Origin of the sequence: Rhizobium sp. RAF36 (assembly GCF_052114105.1) — a bacterium.
Lineage (GTDB): Bacteria > Pseudomonadota > Alphaproteobacteria > Rhizobiales > Rhizobiaceae > Rhizobium.
This window is the reverse complement of the sequence record NZ_JBFREC010000005.1, coordinates 187,190-204,852: the sequence shown is the minus strand read 5'-3', so window position 1 is coordinate 204,852 and position 17,663 is coordinate 187,190. Positions and strand designations below refer to the sequence as shown.

Below are 17,663 nucleotides of genomic sequence, written 5' to 3'. Positions count from 1 at the left end.
GGGAGTCAATGCTTTTGATGTTTTTCTCGCAAAAGGCAGGCGGCTTGACATTTTTGCCTACCAAAAGGTAGGTGATGCTCATGGAGCAATCGACCTCAGAAAAAATCCTCGATATCGCGCAATCCCGCATTATCGCCGGCGGCTATAATGGCTTCAGCTATGCGGATATTTCGGATGCGATCGGTATTCGTAAGGCGAGCATCCATCACCACTTCCCGACAAAGGCCGAACTCGTTTCCGCCCTTGTCGGCCGCTATACGGGTCAGGTGAAGTCCGGCCTCGGAGGAGTGCTCGAGCAGATACCGCAGCCTGCGGCACAGTTGGATGCCTATGTCGGCCATTGGCAGAAATGCATCGCTGATGCCTCGCTGCCATTCTGCATGTGCGCCATGCTGGCAAGCGAGATCCAGATGCTGCCTCCTGATGTCGCATCGCTGGTTCGCGGCCATTTCGAGTATCTCGCCAGATGGCTGGAGACGGTTTTCGACGCCGGGGCCAGGCACAATGTCTTTCGCCTCAACGCTTCGCCGGAAGCCCATGCACAGATATTCATGGCTTCGGTTCATGGGGCCATGCTCTCCGCCCGTGCCCTGGACAAGCCTGAACTCTTTGCCGCGGTTATCGGCCCGCAGGTCGCCGCACTGAAAGCATAATTCATTGTCCGGAAATCCGGACAGCCCGTTCGGATTGTCTGCGGTTATCGCTTCGGCCCGCTTGCCCTATCTCTCGTGTTATTCAAACGGAGATAGACCATGTCCAATCTTGAAAAGTCCGGCACATACGCTCTCGGCCACCGCAAGGTGAAGCGGCTCGGCTACGGCGCCATGCAGCTCGCAGGCAAGGGCGTTTTCGGCCCGCCGAAGGATCGCGCCGAGGCGGTTGCCGTGTTGCGCGAGGCAATCGAAAGCGGCGTCGATCACATCGATACCAGCGATTTCTATGGCCCCCACGTCACCAACCAGATCATCAAGGAAGCCTTGCATCCGTATCGGGACGATCTCGTCATCGTCACCAAGATCGGCGCGACGCGCGGCGCCGATGCCTCGTGGAGCCCGGCCTTCTCGAAAGAAGCGCTGACGCAGGCGGTCCATGACAACCTGAAGAACCTTGGTCGCGATGTCATCGAAGTGGTCAACCTTCGTGCGATGTTTGACGTTCACGGTCCGGCGGAAGGCTCGCTGGAGGAACCGCTGACCGTTCTGGCCGATCTCCAGCGCCAAGGCCTCGTCAAGCATGTCGGCCTATCCAACGTGACCGCCAGGCAGATTGCCGACGGCCGGAAGATCACCGAGATCGTCTGCGTTCAGAACCAGTATAATCTCGCCCATCGTGAAGACGATGCGCTGATCGCGCAGCTGGCCGCCGAGCGCACGGCCTATGTGCCGTTCTTCCCGCTCGGCGGCTTCTCGCCGCTGCAGTCGTCGACGCTTTCGGAGGTCGCCAGCGAACTCGGCGCATCGCCATTGCAGGTGGCGCTCGCATGGTTGCTGCAGCGATCGCCGAACATCCTGCTGATCCCCGGCACATCGTCGCGCAGCCATCTCCGCGAAAACCTTGCGGTCGCCGATATCGTTCTGCCTGCCGAGGCTGTCAAGAAGCTCGACGGCATCGGAGCCGCCAAGGGCGCATAATCCATAAAATAAGGGCGCCCGGCTTTCACCAGGCGCCCTCATCGTATCTCGAGACCCGAATTACTTCGCGTTCAGGAAGTCGCCGACTTCGAGCAGGCTGAATTCGTTGTTGTCAGCCTTGTCGACGGCGCGGCCGGCCGAGAAGGGCAGGTTGTTGTCGTTGCCGATGATGATGTGCGTGGCGTCGACGCGATCGACGTTTTCGATCGTCACGAACGGCATGTCGTAGATGCCGTCCTTGCTGCCGGCCTTCTTCTTGTTGTCGGGGTCCTTGATGTTGAGCAGATCGATATAGCCGATCTTGCGGACCGCCTTGCCAACATTGGCATCGTTGAACTCGATCTTGTAAACGCGCTTCAGCTCTGCAGGAGCCTCGAAGCAATCCGGCTTCGGCTGTTTAGGATCGGCGCAGGCCTTGTCCTTGGTGCCGGCGCCATTGTCGCGCTCGATGACCAGAGCGGTCGTCTCGTCCAGCATGTTGAAGTCGCCGATCGACGCGCCCTTGTCTTCGAACGGGTAGAACCAGCTGCGGCCGGTCCACTTCTTCGAGGCGACGTCGAATTCGATGACGCGGATCGCAGTATGGCCATCGACCGTTTCCATCTTGCCGTCGTCCTGGAAGAGCGCGCCTTCGAGCAGGCCGTAGAGCTTGGCTCCATCCTTCGACAGCGCAAGTCCCTCGAAGCCGCCGGAGCGCTTCAGGTTGAAGACCGGGTTCTTGCCAACAGGTGTGCCCGGCAGCTGGATCAGCGCGTTGTCAGGCGAGATGACGGGCTTCCCATCGACAACAGTCGGGATGACATCCGCTAGTGCGCCCTTGGCGTCGAATTTCAGGAGATAAGGACCGAACTCGTCGCCGACCCAGAAACCGTCGGCAACCGGCTGAACGGATTCGATGTCGAAATCGGCGCCGGTCAGATAACGGGTGTCCGAGCCTTCCATGACGATCGGGAAGGGGGCGATCTTGTTCGGGTCGGAAAGGAAGAGGTTCTTGACGACGTCGGCTTTGCTGGAGGCCCAGTCGAATTTCATCTGATGCAGGAAGAGCATCGAGTCGGACGAGGTGAACTTGGAGCCGAAGCCGTTGTCGGACAGCGTCCAGAAGGTGCCGTCGGCCATCGTCTTGATACCGGAGAAGCCCTGGATCGGCTGGCCGTCGAACGGCAGCTTGAGGTCGGTGACGCGGGCGCCATCTTTGCCCGGAACGGTGCCGAGCGCTTCGGTGCGCTTACGGTCAACAGTCGTGAACTTGCCGGAATGCTTCAGGAATTCAGGTGCATCGGCAGGAGCGGGCGTCATCGTGTTCGCAGGCAGGATCGACTGGCCTGCGAGCGTGGCGGTAAATTCTTGCTGGTCGGCCGAAGCGGACGTGGCCATCAGAAGCAGTAGGGAAACGGAAGCGAAAAGAGCTTTTTTCATTGAGACCCCCAAAAAATGAAGTGGCGGTCCCGATTAGCAGCCGATCTATGTCGCCGAGTTGACTGTTGAGTGAAGCTTTGGTGACTGCGCCGAAAGCGGGATGGCTTGCGCCAGCGCCATGACGCCGAGCCCTTGGCCGCGGCCTTTGAGGGCATGCACGCCGAGATCCTCGGCATTGACGAAATCCGGCAGCGTCATCCGGCCGGCCAGTTCGCTGGAGATGAGGATCGGCCGGTTCAGCGCCTTGCAGAGCGACTCCAGCCGCGACGTGGTGTTCACCGTATCGCCGAAATAGGTGATCTTGTGATGATCGACGCCGATCTCGGCGGTGATGACGAAGCCGCCATGCAGGGCGGCGCGCAACCGCGGAACCTGCCCGTAGCGCTTCAGCCAGCCCTCCGCTTCGTCTTCGATGGCGTTCAGGATATCGAAGACGCAACGTACGCAGCGGCCGTTCTTCATGCCGCGGGCAAGCGGCCAGGTGATGATCGCGGCATCGCCGACATAATCGTCGATCGTGCCCCGGTTGCGCCGGACGGGCTCTGCAAAGGCGGCAAACAGCGAGTTCAGCATCTGCTGGGCGCGCAGGTCGCCGTGCTTCTCGGCAAAGGGCGTCGAATCCACCAGATCGATGAACAGGAAGATGCGTTCTTCGCTCACAGGGTTTCGGTAGCGGCCGGTCAGCATCGCAAGGAAGACGTCGCGGCCGAGCAGTTCGCGGACACGCACGACGAAGATCACCGCGGCGCAGACGACGAGCGCATACATGAAGACGTTGAACGGCAGGACGATCGCCTCGACCCAGGATGTCGACGGGATGGCGCCGATGCCGCGCAGGAAAAGCCCGGCAACGGCAAAGCCGAGGCTCATCAGGATTTCATAGATGAACAGCTGCGCCAGGAAATAGGTCAGCGTCGGCAGCCGCTGGATCCGGCGTGAGAGGCCACGCAGGATCGCCTTGCGCTCGAAGGCCAGGATCGGCATGCCGATGAACAGTGCGAAGGTTGCCCCGATGAACGGCCTGCTGTCGCCATAGAACAGCACGTCGTAGAGAACGCCGCTGCCGGCCATGACAATCGAAAGCAGGAGCCAGTTCTGTACCGGTGATATTTCTCGCATCAGCGCTATCGCCTTGATTTGCCGTATAGTGTCCGGCCATGTAGGCGGCCGGTCAAGGCATTTCAAAGGCAAGAACGCTCAGAGAGTGACCGTATCCACCTTCCGGCCGGCAAAACGCAGCGCGATCTCGCCCTTGATGAGCTGCAGCGCAGGCTCGCCGAACAGTTCGCGGCGCCAGCCGTGCAGGGCTGAAACTTCGGCCTTCTCGCCTTCTGCAGCGATCTTGTCGAGATCCTCGCTGTTGGCGATGACCTTCGGCGCGACGCCATGCTTTTCGGAGATCAGCTTCAGCAGGACCTTGAGCAGCTCGACGGCAGCCGCGGCGCCTTCCGGCGCCTGGGTGTGGCGCGGCACATGCGGCATGTCGGCCTTCGGCAGCGCCAGCGCCTCGTTGACGGCTTCGAGGACAGCGGCGCCGGACGAGGAGCGCTCCCAGCCCTTCGGGATGGTCCGCAGGCGGCCGAGCGCCTCGGTATCCTTGGGCTGCTGCTGGGCGATTTCGTAAATGGCATCGTCCTTCAATACGCGCGAGCGCGGCACATTGCGGGCGCGGGCCTCGCGCTCGCGCCAGGCGGCGACATATTTCAGGATCGCCAGTTCCTGCGGCTTGCGCAGGCGCATCTTTAGGCGCTGCCAGGCGTCGTCAGGATGCATGTCGTAGGTTTCGCGTGCCTCGAGCACATCCATTTCTTCCGAAAGCCAGGAGGAGCGGCCTTCGCGCTCCAGTTCGTCCTTCAGATAGAGATAGGCGTCGCGCAGATGCGTAACGTCGGCCAGCGCATAATCCAGCTGCTTTTCGGAAAGCGGGCGGCGGCTCCAGTCGGTGAAGCGCGAAGACTTGTCGATCTGCACACCCTTGGTGCGGCTGACGAGCTGGTCGTAGGAAACGCTGTCGCCGAAGCCGCAGACCATGGCTGCAACCTGCGTGTCGAAGATCGGATGTGGGATCAGCCCGCCGCGGTTGAAAATGATTTCGATGTCCTGCCGCGCGGCGTGAAAAACCTTCAGAACCTTGGTGTCCGCCATCAGTTCGAAGAACGGCGCAAGATCGATGCCCTTGGCCAGCGGATCGACGATGACTTCGGTCGTCGGGCTCGCCATCTGGATCAGGCAGAGCTCCGGCCAAAAGGTCGTTTCACGCAGAAACTCGGTGTCGATCGTGATGAAGTCGGACTTGGCCAGCTCTTTGCAGGCGGCCGCCAATTCGGCGGTTGTTTCGATCATATCAATTCATTCACAAGGAAAAGGGACGTTTAACCTTCCTTCTCCTTTCGAAGAGATATGTCAATACGTTGAAGGCGCTGCTCGCCATACGGATGTGGGCTATTCGCCGGGATGAGGCCGGGGCTTGCCCTTATTGCTATGTTCGTTGGCGAGCACAGCAATCCATCCGCCGGCAGCAACAATGGCTGGCAGGACAATGAAAGCAAAGATTTCAATGCCGCTCATGATGGCAAACCTCTGAGTGCGCGTCGTCCGGCTAAATGTAATGCAACCGCGGCCGAAAGCCAACAGAAGGCGCCGATCGCAAAGGTGAATGTCGCCGCCACCGTCCCCGTTGCCGAATAGAGTGCTGCTGCAATTGGAGCAAAGACGCCGACCGTAAGGCAAGATGTTGATGCCCTGTCGATGGCATTTGCCAGATACTTCGTCCGTTCGATCTCGCGCAAATTCGACAGCCTCCATTTCTCTCACCTCTTATGGTTGCGAAAAATGGGGCGAAGGTCAATCACCTCAAACGACCCTGACGTAGCTCGTCATCCCCGTCTTCTGATGCTCGATGATATGGCAATGGAGCAGCCAGTCGCCCGGATTGTCGGCAACGAAGGCGAGCTGCACCTTCTCGTCGGGCTGGATCAGGTAGGTGTCGGAGACGATAGGCATCACCTCCCGCGTCGAGGACGAGATCACCTTGAAGCTCATGCCGTGCAAGTGGATCGGGTGCAGGTGAGGGGTGACGTTTTCAAGCTGGAAGATGTAGCTCTTGCCCTGTTTGAGCTCGGCGAGCGGCGCCGTCGGATCCGGCGTGTCGCCGGGCCACGGAACCTTGTTGATCGCCCAGAAACTGTAGCCGAGCGTTCCGCAGATACTGTCGACAGGCGCATTTTCTGCCGTGGCGCTAAGCAGCAGCGGGATCTTCTCGGCGGACGAGAGATCGGCCTCCGGAACGGGATTGGCAGCAAGCGCCCCAAGATCTCCGGCGTTCCGCTTCAGCGATTGCCCCGTGGCGCGCAGGCTGGCAAGCGTCTTCGGGTTCGTGCCGCGAATGTCCTCGAGCGTGGCGACCGCACCTTCGTTATCGGGCATGCGAACCGCGAGATCCAGCCGCTGTCCGGGGCCGATCTGCAGAAGTTCGAGCGGAAAGCGCTTCGGCACCGGGTTGCCGTCGATGGCGATCACGGTCGCTTCGGCACCTTCCATTTTCAGCGAATAGATGCGGGTGACGTCAGTGACCGCGATGCGCAGGCGCACGAGACCGCCTGACGGAGCATCATATTGCGGCTCTTGATGCCAGTTGGCGGTACGCACCGTGCCGTAGGTGCCGGTCTTCGCCGCATCGCGCGGCCGGAACGGCGCGATGAACTGGCCGTCGCCGCCAAGCCGCCAGTCGCGCAGATTGAGCACCACTTCGGCGTCGAAGACCGGATCGGCCGGATCCTCGACGACGATGACGCCGGTCATGCCGTGGCCCATCTGGGTCAGCGTGTTGCAATGCGGGTGATACCAGAAGGTCCCGGTATCCGGCGGTGTGAAGTTATAGTCGAAGCTGTCGTTGGTATAGACATAGGGCTGCGTCATGAACGGCACGCCGTCCATCCGGTTGTCGATCCGCAGACCGTGCCAGTGGATCGTCGTCGGCTCGTCGAGCGTGTTCGTCAGCTTCGCCGCATAGGGTTTGCCGCGTGCCATGCGCAGCACCGGCGGCATGCCCTGGTCGCCCCAGGTCATGATGTCCTTTGTCGGTCCGACCTCCGTCAGCGCCGCCTGCGTCTTCATCGCCTTTAGCACCTGCGGCTCGGGCGCTGCCTCGGCAAAACCGAATTTGCTGGCGACCCCGATCCCGACGCCATAGGCGCCTGCGACTGCGGAAGCTTTCAGAAGGTTACGGCGGGTGAGGAGAGGCATGGAACGCTCCGGCGGCAGGGATGCGCCATCTTTAAAGTTGACTGGCGGTTTCATCAATAAGCAACTGCCAGCCAAACTGCCGCAGTCCCGGTCACTTGGTCGCCGCAATAAACCGGCGTCTAACCGGCGCGAATGTCCGCTAAGCCTTGACAAATCAGACCGTCCATGCGCTTTTCCGCCCGATTTTCTTGTCGGCGCTTGAGGGTGGAATTTGCCCTTGCAGCCGTCTCAGCAGATACCGGGAATAGAGATTATGCATCGCTACCGCAGCCACACCTGTGCCGCCCTCCGCAAGTCGGACGTCGGCTCGACCGTCCGGATTTCCGGCTGGGTTCACCGCGTTCGTGACCATGGCGGCGTGCTCTTCATCGACCTTCGCGACCATTACGGCATCACCCAGGTCGTCGCCGATCCGGATAGCCCGGCCTTCAAGACCGCCGAAGTCGTGCGTGGCGAGTGGGTCATCCGCATCGATGGTCTCGTGAAGGCCCGTACGGAAGACACCGTCAACAAGACCATGGCGACTGGCGAGATCGAACTCTACGCCCAGGAGATCGAAGTCCTGGCGGTTGCCAAGGAACTGCCGCTCCCGGTCTTCGGCGAGCCTGATTATCCTGAAGACGTTCGCCTCAAGTACCGCTTCCTCGACCTGCGCCGCGATACGCTGCACAAGAACATAGTCAAGCGCACGCAGATCATCTCCGATATCCGCAACCGTATGGCATCGGCCGGCTTCGGCGAATACACGACGCCGATCCTGACGGCTTCGTCGCCGGAAGGCGCGCGCGACTTCCTCGTTCCGAGCCGTATCCATCCCGGCCAGTTCTTCGCCCTGCCGCAGGCGCCGCAGCAGTACAAGCAGCTGCTGATGGTTGCCGGTTTCGACCGCTACTTCCAGATCGCGCCGTGCTTCCGTGACGAAGATCCGCGCGCCGACCGTCTGCCGGGCGAATTCTACCAGCTCGACGTCGAAATGAGCTTCGTCACCCAGGAAGACGTCTGGGATACGATGGCCCCGATCATCACCAACGTGTTCGAGCAGTTCGCCGAAGGCAAGCCGGTCACCAAGGAATGGCCGCGCATCCCCTACGACGTCGCGATCCGCAAATACGGTTCCGACAAGCCGGACCTGCGCAACCCGATCGAGATGCAGGCCGTCACCGAACATTTCGACGGCTCCGGCTTCAAGGTCTTCGCCGGCATGATCGCCGCAAACCCGAAGGTCGAAGTCTGGGCAATCCCGGCCAAGACCGGCGGCTCGCGCGCATTCTGCGACCGCATGAATGCCTGGGCGCAGTCGTTGGGACAGCCGGGCCTCGGCTACATCTTCTGGAAGGAAGAGGACGGCAAGGTCGGCGGCTCCGGCCCGCTCGCCAAGAACATCGGCGAAGAGCGTACTGAAGCCCTTCGCGTTCAGCTCGGACTTGAGGCAGGCGACGCCGCCTTCTTCGTCGCTGGCGAACCTGCCAAGTTCTACAAGTTCGCAGGCGAAGCCCGCACCAAGGCTGGTGAAGATCTGAACCTCGTCGATCGCGACCGCTTCGAGCTGTGCTGGATCATCGACTTCCCGTTCTACGAATGGAGCGAGGAAGACAAGAAGGTCGACTTCGCGCACAACCCCTTCTCGATGCCGCAGGGCGGTCTCGAGGCGCTGCAGACCAAGGAGCCGCTGTCGCTCAAGGCCTACCAGTACGACGCCGTCTGCAACGGCTTCGAAATCGCTTCGGGGTCGATCCGTAACCAGTCTCCGGAAGCCATGGTCAAGGCCTTCGAACTGGTCGGTCTCAGCCAGACGGATGTCGAAGAACGCTTCGGTGGCATGTACCGTGCCTTCCAGTACGGCGCGCCTCCGCATGGCGGCTGCGCATTCGGCATCGACCGTATCGTCATGCTGCTGCTCGGCGCCAAGAACCTGCGTGAAATCACGCTGTTCCCGATGAACCAGCAGGCCCAGGATCTGCTGATGAACGCGCCGTCGGCGGCAACGCCGAAGCAGCTCATGGAACTGTCGCTGCGCGTCATGCCGCAGCCGAAGAAGGACTGAGCCTAGCTCCTTCACTCATTTCAAAGAGCCGCCTTCGTCACGCGAAGGCGGCTCTTTCTTTTTCAGGTTCCGGCGGCAAAGAAAAACCCGGCCGCTGAGCGGCCGGGTCATCAGAATGCAGGTCGGATTTGCCTGATCTTACTGGTTCGCGTTGATCTTCACGCCGAGAACGTTCGGCAACGTGTTCGGAGCGCCCATGGCAGCACCCATGATCGTCGGGAACGGCACGGCCTGGGTCGGTGCTGCGCTGACGACGAAGCTCTTCGGGTCGTCGAGATAGGTGTTCACGGCTGCCGAAATGGCGTTCTGCAGTTCGGGAACGTTGAGTTGCGCAACGGCCAGCGGTGCCATGGCCTTCAGCGCGTCGCCCATCTGCTTGCCGGTCATGTTCTGCTTGGAACCGGCATAGTCGAGCGCACGCTTGGTGATCGAGGCGTCGTCGAAGCGGATTTCGGCGCTGTTGAAGGACAGCTGCTGCAGCAGGCCGAGCATGGCAAGGCCGAGGGCCTGCTGGGCTTCTTCCTTGTTCGGGTTGGCTTCGGAGGCCTTGGCGGCTTCCTGCAGCGACTTCATGAAGGCGGGCGTGTAGCCCGAGATCTTGAAGGCAAGGTTCAGGCGGCCGACATTGGTGACGTCGAAGGCGAATTCGGAAATGTCGATCGTGCCGGGAGCCAGATCCCAGGCGCCCTTCATGGTGATGTCGCCATTGACATGCTCGAGCGCGAGCTTCTCGATCGCTTCCTTCGACTGCGGGTCCGGAGCGTTGCTGAGATCGGCCTTCATGCTCTTGAAGGCGCCGTCGAAGTCGAAGCCGGACTCGTCTTCTCGAACCGTCAGGTTCATGTCGGTCTCGGCCAGCGAGAACACGTCCTTGCCGTCCTTGGTGACCTTGAACGGGCCGGTATGCGCCGTTTCATAGAGCAGCATGGAATCGATGCCGTCGCCCGTCGCATCGGCAGGGATCGAAATGCCGCCGAGCTTCATGTCGCTGGCGCTGACGGTCGCGCCGTCTTCGGTGATGTTGATGTCGGGGAAGGTTGCTTCCTCGATGTAGTAGCCGCCGTCTTCGTCTTCTTCGACGCCTGTCAGCGTGATGTCGCCGATCTTCAGCGCTTCGCCGGCGGCCGGCTTGAAGCCGGCATTCTTCAGCGTCACCGTCGTGTCGTTGACATCGACGCCATCGGCAACGATCGTGCCGCCCTGCGCGATATAGGCGGCGTTCAGCTTTTTCAGCAGATCCTGGCCGTCGAGGGCGAACGCGCTGGTGGCGAGTGACAGAAATGCTGCGCCGGAAAGCATAAGCCGGGTGGTCCGGTAAAATGTCATGACGAAATCCTCTGGTGGCGGTTGGGGCTAGTCTATTGCGAGGTCGAGGCGCGTTATATTTGTGCGAACTCTAAATTTTAGTTGATACGCAAAGCAAACGAAGTCCAAATGACGTGGCGATGCTTGATGGCCACATGATGTCATTCTGGCACGTCATCCACAGGCGCAAGCCCCCCGATTCCTTGCCGTGGAGAGCCTTCTAGGCTAGGCAAGGCCTATGGGACAAGAGATTTTGCCGCCTTCCGGCGGGGACGACGACAGCATTCTTCCGGTTGACCTCAAGGCCGCGCTCGAAGAGCGTTACTTGGCCTATGCGCTGTCGACCATCATGCACCGCGCTCTTCCGGATGTGCGCGACGGCCTGAAGCCGGTGCACCGGCGCATCATTCACGCCATGAGCGAGATGGGCATCCGCCCGAATGCCGCCTTCAAGAAATGCGCCCGTATCGTCGGTGACGTCATCGGTAAGTTCCACCCGCATGGCGACCAGTCGGTTTATGACGCGCTGGTGCGCCTGGCGCAGGACTTCTCGCAGCGCTATCCGCTGGTGGACGGGCAGGGGAACTTCGGCAATATCGACGGCGACAATGCGGCCGCCTATCGTTACACCGAAGCCCGGATGACCGAGGTCACCGCGCTGCTGCTCGACGGTATCGAGCAGGACGCGGTCGATTTCCGCCTGACCTACAACGAGGAAGACGAGGAGCCGACGGTTCTGCCGGGTTCCTTCCCGAACCTGCTCGCCAACGGCTCGTCCGGCATCGCCGTCGGCATGGCGACGTCCATTCCCTCGCACAACGCCCATGAGCTCTGCGACGCAGCACTGCATCTGATCAAGCATCCGGATGCCACGGTCGAGACGCTGGTCGAATCCTTCATTCCCGGCCCCGACTTCCCGACCGGCGGCATCATCATCGATAGCCGCGCCAGCATCATCGAGGCCTACAAGACCGGCCGCGGCGGTTTCCGCACGCGCGCCAAGTGGGAGACCGAGGATCTCGGCCGCGGCGGCTACCAGATCGTCGTCACCGAAATCCCGTTCCAGGTTCAGAAGTCGCGCCTGATCGAAAAGATCGCCGAGCTGCTGATTGCCCGCAAGCTGCCGCTTCTCGAAGATATCCGCGACGAGTCCGCCGAAGACGTGCGCGTTGTCCTGGTGCCGAAGAACCGCACCGTCGATCCGACGATCCTGATGGAATCGATGTTCAAGCTGACGGAGCTCGAAAGCCGCTTCCCGCTGAACATGAACGTGCTGTCGATGGGCCGCGTTCCGCGCGTCATGGCGCTGAACGAAGTGCTGAAGGAATGGCTGGATCACCGCCGCGACGTGCTGCAGCGCCGCTCGCGCTTCCGCCTTGCCGCCATCGAACGGCGCATTGAAATCCTCGGCGGTCTGTTGATCGCCTACCTGAACATCGACGAAGTCATCCGCATCATCCGCGAGGAAGACGAGCCGAAGCCTGTGATGATCGCCCGTTGGGACCTGACGGACAATCAGGTTGAGGCGATCCTCAACATGCGGCTGCGCTCGCTGCGCAAGCTCGAGGAATTCGAGATCCGCAAGGAGTTTGACGAGCTGACCGCTGAGAAGGCCGGCATCGAAGCGCTGCTCGCCTCCGACGAGAAGCAGTGGCAGACGGTTGCCTGGGAAATCGGCGAGGTGAAGAAGAAGTTCGCCAAGGCGACCGAGCTTGGCCGCCGCCGCACCCAGTTCGCCGATGCGCCGGAAGCCGATGAAGACGCCATCCAGCAGGCGATGATCGAGAAGGAACCAATCACCGTCGTTGTCTCCGAAAAGGGCTGGATCCGCGCTCTCAAGGGCCATATTTCGGATACGGCGTCGCTGACCTTCAAGGAAGGCGATGCGCTGAAGGTGGCATTCCCGGCGCAGACGACCGACAAGATCCTGATCGTCACCACCGGCGGCAAGGCCTTCACGCTGGGCGGCGACAAGCTGCCGGGCGGCCGCGGCCATGGCGAACCACTGCGCATCATGATCGACATGGACAACGATCAGGACGTGCTGACTGCCTTCGTCCACGATCCCGCCCGCAAGCAGCTGATCGTCTCGACGGCCGGCAACGGCTTCGTCGTTGCGGAAGCGGAAATGGCTGCCAATACCCGCAAGGGCAAGCAGATCATGAACGTCTCGATGCCCGACGAGACCAAGCTTCTGGTACCGGTCAGTGGTGACCACGTCGCTGTCGTCGGCGAAAACCGCAAGCTGCTGGTCTTCCCGCTGGCGCAGATCCCCGAAATGGGCCGTGGCAAGGGCGTTCGCCTGCAGCGCTACAAGGATGGCGGCATCTCCGATGTCCGCTGCTTCGCGATCGACGCTGGCCTCTCCTGGGAGGACAGCGCAGGCCGCATGTTCAACAAGAACAAGGACGAGCTGGCCGAATGGCTGGCCGACCGCGCCACAGCCGGTCGCACCGTCCCGAAGGGCTTCCCGCGTAGCGGCAAATTCGCCGGCTGACACCGGTAACATTTTGGCGAGCCGCTCTTGGCGAGCGGTTTGCCTCCTCTATCTCAGTCCTGTCACCAAAAAATGGGAACGGCTCCATTCCGAAGGCGGACGGAATGGCCCCGCAGAGAACCTGCGGCGTGCATTGGGCCTGTTACACGGAGGAAAATCGATGTCCGCAGAGAAGATCAAACTCACTGTTACGCATACCTATAGAGCGCCGCCCTCGGTGGTCTATGATTCCTGGCTCAACCCGGCGATAGCCAGACGCTTCCTCTTTGCCACCGATGACGGTCATGTCATTCGCGCCGAAATCGACGCCCATGTCGGCGGACGCTTCCTCGTCGTCGACCGCCGCCCGACCGGCGATGCCTGCCACAGCGGCATCTTCCTGGAACTGCACCGCCCGAAACGCATGGTCTTCAGCTTCTCCGTCGAAGATCACGACCATTGCACCGACCGCGTCCAGATCGATTTCGAACAGCTGGGCAGCGGCTGCCGCCTGACGCTGACGCACGAAATGTGCTCGGAATGGGCCGCCCATGAGGAAAAGACCCGTCAGGGCTGGGCGCATGTGATGGAAGGTCTGGAACGGGAAGTCGACCAGGTCGATCGGCTAGCGAGCTAGCTGTCGGCCAAACGGTTCAGCGCGGTTTTGTATTTCGATATGCCGATCCGCGCTGCTTCCACTGTGCGGCAAATACCTGCCTCGCGCCGTCCGCGAACGCCCTGTGACCGCAGAAGCGATCGGGGAATGGCTTAATCCGTGCCGCCCTCGGCAAGCACTGATGAATCGAAACGCTCCCATCCGCGCGGCGTCAGATGCTCCTGCGGCTGGAAGCGGGTCTTGTAATCCATTTTCCGCGATCCCTGGACCCAGTAGCCGAGATAGACATGGGGAAGGCCGAGCGCCTTGGTGCGCTTCACATGGTCGAGGATCATGTAGGTGCCGAGCGAGCGGCGGTCGTAGTCGGGGTTGAAATAGGAATAGACCATCGACAGGCCGTCGCTCATCGTATCCGTCAATGCCGCCGCGATCAGTTCGCCGCGCGGCCGGGTCTCGAGGCCGGAGCCTTCCTCCCGCTTGCGGTATTCGATGATGCGGGTGTTGACGTGGGTGTCTTCCACCATGATCGCATAGTCGAGCACGGTCATGTCAGACATGCCGCCTTGCTGGTGGCGATAGTCGAGATAGCGGCGGAACAGCGAATATTGCTCGCTGGACGGCTGGGCCGGGAATTCGGTGGCGATCAGATCGCTGTTGTTGCCCATCACCCGCGTCATCGATTTCGTCGGCTGGAACTCCTGCGCCAGGATGCGCACGGAGACGCAGGCGCGACAGGCTTCGCAGGCCGGGCGGTAAGCGATGTTCTGGGAGCGGCGGAAACCGCCTTGCGTCAGGATATCGTTCATCTCGGCCGCACGCGGGCCGACCAGATGCGTAAAGACCTTGCGCTCCATCTCCTGCGGCAGATACGGGCATGCAGCCGGTGCCGTCAGATAAAACTGAGGGGATGGCGTGGTCTGCGTATTCATCTGACGCGGATGGTTCCTTCGGTGACCGTCAATCTTGACAGCATGACTTAAGAATAAAAAACGTCAACAGCGCGGCCGGTTTCTCCGCGCTATCATTTTGTCGTAGATATTTGATATGGCGCCCCGAACTGGCACGCAAAGGCCAGCCGGGGACTTTATTTCGGTAATCAGTTGGTGCGCACCGTCACGGTACCGACCAGGAAGTCGTGGATCATCCGGCTGCGCTCGGTGAAAAGACCGACCAGAAGAATCAGCGGCGTCAGCACCGAGTTCAGGATCCAGAACAGCGCCAGGTGAACGATCGCCGTCAGGAAATCGAGCGGACGTCCATCGACGCGCATCATCTGGATGCCCATCGCCCGCATGCCGAGCGAGGCCTGCGCGGGGCCGCCGACCGTCAGGCCGAAATAGATGCCTGCCACCAGCACGAAGAGCGCCGGATAGAGGAAGAAGCCGAGGCCGAGCGTCACGATCGACAGGAAGAACAGCACGACCGCTGCCGGAATGCACAGCAGCAGCACAATGATGTAATCCAGGATGAACGCAAAGACCCGCCGGCTGAGCGTCCCGCTATAGGCGCGCCAGTCGTCCGGTGCGGCGTAGACGGGATTGGGGTTCAGGCTCATCGAGGTCTCCTTTGAAAAACGATGCCACTGATATGGTGTCGGCGGCTGGAGATGCAATGATGCGCGATTTTCAGCCTTTGGCGAGCTTGCGGGCGACCTCGATCGCGAAATAGGTCAGGATGCCGTCGCAGCCGGCGCGCTTGAAGGCGAGCAGCGTCTCCATCATCGCCCGGTCGCCATCGATCCAGCCGTTCGCCGCCGCCGCCTTGATCTGCGAATATTCGCCCGACACCTGATAGGCGAAGGTCGGCAGGCCGAAGGCTTCCTTCATCCGCCAGCAGATGTCGAGATAGGGCAGGCCGGGCTTGACCATCAGCATGTCGGCGCCTTCCTCGACGTCGAGTGCCGCATCGCGGATCGCCTCGGTGCCGTTGGCCGGGTCGATATAATAGGTCTTCTTGTCGCCTTTCAGCAGACCGCCGGTCGAGATCGCCTCGCGGTAGGGACCATAGAAGGCGGAGGCGAATTTCGTCGCATAGCTCATGATGCCGACATTCTGGTGGCCGGCCGCATCCAGCGCGTAGCGGATGGCGCCGATGCGTCCGTCCATCATTTCGGAGGGTGAGATGATATCGGAACCGGCATCGGCCTGCATCACCGCCGCACGCGCCACCTGATCGACCGTCTCGTCGTTGACGATCTCGCCGTCGCGCAGAATGCCGTCATGGCCGTGGCTGGTGAACGGATCGAGCGCCACATCGGTGATGACGCCGATATGGGGCACATGCTTCTTCAGCGCGATCGTCGCCTGGTTGATCAGGTTGTTGACCTCGAGACTGTTCGAACCGGTGGCGTCGCGCAGCTCCATCTCGATATTCGGGAAAGTGGCGATCGCGGGAACGCCGAGATCGGCCGCTTCCTTCGCTGCTTCCACCAGCCTGTCGACGCTCATCCTGTTGACGCCTGGCATTGCCGGGATCGGCTCGACGATGCCGCTGCCGGGCACGACGAAGACCGGCCAGATCAGGTCGTCCACCGTCAGCCGGTTTTCCTGCACCAGGCGGCGCGTCCAGTCGGCCTTGCGGTTGCGGCGCATGCGGCGGTGTCCGGTAATGTCGTCGACGAGGTGGGTCTTGTCCTGCATTGTCTTGTCCCTGGCCATTCCATTTGCTGGCGCGCTCATTATCATGCCATCTTCGAAATCCAAACCGGACGATTGGCCGCGCCGCCTGATCCCGTCTGGCGAAGTGCAGAAGGCAAACATAAAGTCCGCCCCATGGAAAATGATTCTCCGGCCCTGCCGAAACGCACGCTGACCGACCTGATGTTCATCCTCTTCCTGAGGCTGGTGGCGATCACCTGCTTCTGGTTCGGCCTGCAATATTGGGGGATGCTGGTCGGCTACTCGCTTGTTGGAGCCGGCCGCTTCGATCTGCTCAGTCTGCCCTGGAAGGTTTGCGCCACGACGCTGGCCGTCGTCTTCCCGGTCGCCTCGCTCGGCTTGTGGCTGACGGTCTCCTGGGGGCCGGTCGTCTGGGTGCTTGCCGCAGGCCTGCAGGTGCTGATGCACGGCGTCCTGCCGGAGATCTTCGGCTCCAACAAACTCATTGTTTTGACACATGGTTTGGTGGCCCTGATGTACCTGGCTTTCCGTATCGCATTGTGGTTCGAGAAGCGCAGGCAGCGCCGTCAGGTAAGCGTTGATTTACCCTGATACAACGGGAGGTTTCCGGTAAGGTGCTGTTAAGCCTGCAGTTTAAGTAGAATTTTATTTGTATTCGATAGGGTCTGTCTCAAGGCGGGAAGAAAACCAACACCGCCAAACAAACAGTGAGGCAGTCATCATGAACACGAAAATCAAGCCGCAGGCGGTATCGAACTTCCGTGACCAGCAGGACCAGGACATCCGTGATCTTTACATGGAATCCCTTCATCTTGTTGAACGTCTTCACCGCCGTCTTCTGGATGTCATCAAGGACGAGTTCGACCGTCAGGGCCGCAGCGACGTCAACGCCATCCAGGCTCTCCTGCTCTTCAACATCGGCAACTCGGAACTGACCGCCGGCGAGCTGCGCTCGCGCGGTTACTACCTGGGCTCCAACGTTTCCTACAACGTCAAGAAGCTCGTCGACCTCGGCTTCATCAACCACCAGCGCTCGCGCATCGACCGCCGCTCCGTCCGCATCAGCCTGACGGAAACCGGCACCGAGATCGCCGAGACGGTCGCCAAGCTCTACGAACGCCACATCACCTCGATCGACAAGGTCGGCGGCATCGGCACCGACGAATTCACCCAGATGAACAAGCTCCTGCAGCGCCTCGACCGCTTCTGGAACGACAGCATCATGTACCGCCTCTGATCTGCCAAGGCCGTTATTCCCGATGGCCCGGTAGCAATTCAAAGTGGCATGCAGAGCATAACGGGGCGAGAG

General features: G+C 61.0%; 16 protein-coding genes. 7 read left to right on the top strand and 9 right to left on the bottom strand.

The features are described 5' to 3' along the window. Positions 1-74: 74 nt before the first annotated feature. Together AB4Z25_RS19040 and AB4Z25_RS19035 are read left to right on the top strand one after the other, a co-directional pair. A complete protein-coding gene (locus AB4Z25_RS19040; RefSeq protein WP_112389573.1) occupies positions 75-653 on the top strand; it encodes a TetR/AcrR family transcriptional regulator in 579 nt (192 codons plus the stop codon). A 99-nt stretch (positions 654-752) separates the two neighbouring features. Beyond that, a complete protein-coding gene (locus tag AB4Z25_RS19035) occupies positions 753-1,631 on the top strand; it encodes an aldo/keto reductase family oxidoreductase (protein ID WP_112537493.1) in 879 nt (292 codons plus the stop codon). 60 nt (positions 1,632-1,691) lie between these two features. On the opposite strand, the gene AB4Z25_RS19030 is transcribed toward AB4Z25_RS19035, so the two are convergent. The 5 genes from AB4Z25_RS19030 to AB4Z25_RS19010 all read right to left on the bottom strand — a co-directional run bounded on the left by AB4Z25_RS19030 (position 1,692) and on the right by AB4Z25_RS19010 (position 7,295). After that, entirely contained in the window at positions 1,692-3,050 is a 1,359-nt protein-coding gene (locus tag AB4Z25_RS19030) for an esterase-like activity of phytase family protein (RefSeq protein WP_112537492.1), read from the bottom strand. A gap of 45 nt (positions 3,051-3,095) precedes the next feature. Then, on the bottom strand, positions 3,096-4,169 hold the full coding sequence (locus AB4Z25_RS19025) for an adenylate/guanylate cyclase domain-containing protein (protein WP_112537491.1): 1,074 nt from the start codon (positions 4,167-4,169) through the stop codon (positions 3,096-3,098). Between the two features lie 78 nt (positions 4,170-4,247). Next, positions 4,248-5,393 (bottom strand): ribonuclease D, encoded by a 1,146-nt coding sequence (gene rnd, locus AB4Z25_RS19020; RefSeq protein ID WP_112537490.1) that lies wholly within the window; start codon positions 5,391-5,393, stop codon positions 4,248-4,250. Between the two features lie 99 nt (positions 5,394-5,492). Further along, entirely contained in the window at positions 5,493-5,855 is a 363-nt protein-coding gene (locus AB4Z25_RS19015; protein ID WP_162698663.1) for a hypothetical protein, read from the bottom strand. Between the two features lie 48 nt (positions 5,856-5,903). After that, a complete protein-coding gene (locus tag AB4Z25_RS19010) occupies positions 5,904-7,295 on the bottom strand; it encodes a multicopper oxidase family protein (protein WP_112537488.1) in 1,392 nt (463 codons plus the stop codon). A 253-nt stretch (positions 7,296-7,548) separates the two neighbouring features. Between AB4Z25_RS19010 and aspS the strand changes: the two genes are divergently transcribed. Then, positions 7,549-9,339 carry an aspartate--tRNA ligase gene (gene aspS, locus AB4Z25_RS19005; protein ID WP_112537486.1) on the top strand — a complete coding sequence of 597 codons (1,791 nt, stop codon included), beginning with the start codon at positions 7,549-7,551 and terminating at the stop codon, positions 9,337-9,339. 138 nt (positions 9,340-9,477) lie between these two features. On the opposite strand, the gene AB4Z25_RS19000 is transcribed toward aspS, so the two are convergent. Then, complete coding sequence (locus AB4Z25_RS19000) at positions 9,478-10,665, bottom strand: hypothetical protein (RefSeq protein WP_112537485.1); 1,188 nt, start codon at positions 10,663-10,665, stop codon at positions 9,478-9,480. Between the two features lie 217 nt (positions 10,666-10,882). On the opposite strand from AB4Z25_RS19000, the gene parC reads away from it, so the two are divergent. Next, positions 10,883-13,141 carry a DNA topoisomerase IV subunit A gene (parC, locus tag AB4Z25_RS18995; protein ID WP_112389582.1) on the top strand — a complete coding sequence of 753 codons (2,259 nt, stop codon included), beginning with the start codon at positions 10,883-10,885 and terminating at the stop codon, positions 13,139-13,141. Positions 13,142-13,301: 160 nt separating this feature from the next. Beyond that, positions 13,302-13,757 (top strand): SRPBCC family protein, encoded by a 456-nt coding sequence (locus AB4Z25_RS18990; protein ID WP_112389583.1) that lies wholly within the window; start codon positions 13,302-13,304, stop codon positions 13,755-13,757. Positions 13,758-13,888: 131 nt separating this feature from the next. Here AB4Z25_RS18990 and AB4Z25_RS18985 read toward each other — a convergent pair whose 3' ends face one another. The 3 genes from AB4Z25_RS18985 to hemB all read right to left on the bottom strand — a co-directional run bounded on the left by AB4Z25_RS18985 (position 13,889) and on the right by hemB (position 16,375). Next, positions 13,889-14,665, bottom strand: a complete 777-nt coding sequence (locus AB4Z25_RS18985; RefSeq protein ID WP_112389584.1) for an arginyltransferase — start codon at positions 14,663-14,665, stop codon at positions 13,889-13,891. A gap of 167 nt (positions 14,666-14,832) precedes the next feature. Continuing rightward, positions 14,833-15,291, bottom strand: coding sequence for an RDD family protein (locus AB4Z25_RS18980; protein WP_112389585.1), 459 nt, complete (start codon positions 15,289-15,291; stop codon positions 14,833-14,835). Positions 15,292-15,361: 70 nt separating this feature from the next. Then, positions 15,362-16,375, bottom strand: a complete 1,014-nt coding sequence (hemB, locus tag AB4Z25_RS18975; RefSeq protein ID WP_112537585.1) for a porphobilinogen synthase — start codon at positions 16,373-16,375, stop codon at positions 15,362-15,364. Between the two features lie 132 nt (positions 16,376-16,507). On the opposite strand from hemB, the gene AB4Z25_RS18970 reads away from it, so the two are divergent. Then, positions 16,508-16,945, top strand: a complete 438-nt coding sequence (locus AB4Z25_RS18970) for a DUF6163 family protein (RefSeq protein ID WP_112389586.1) — start codon at positions 16,508-16,510, stop codon at positions 16,943-16,945. 130 nt (positions 16,946-17,075) lie between these two features. Further along, positions 17,076-17,591, top strand: coding sequence for a transcriptional regulator LdtR (ldtR, locus tag AB4Z25_RS18965; RefSeq protein WP_112389587.1), 516 nt, complete (start codon positions 17,076-17,078; stop codon positions 17,589-17,591). Positions 17,592-17,663: the final 72 nt, after the last annotated feature.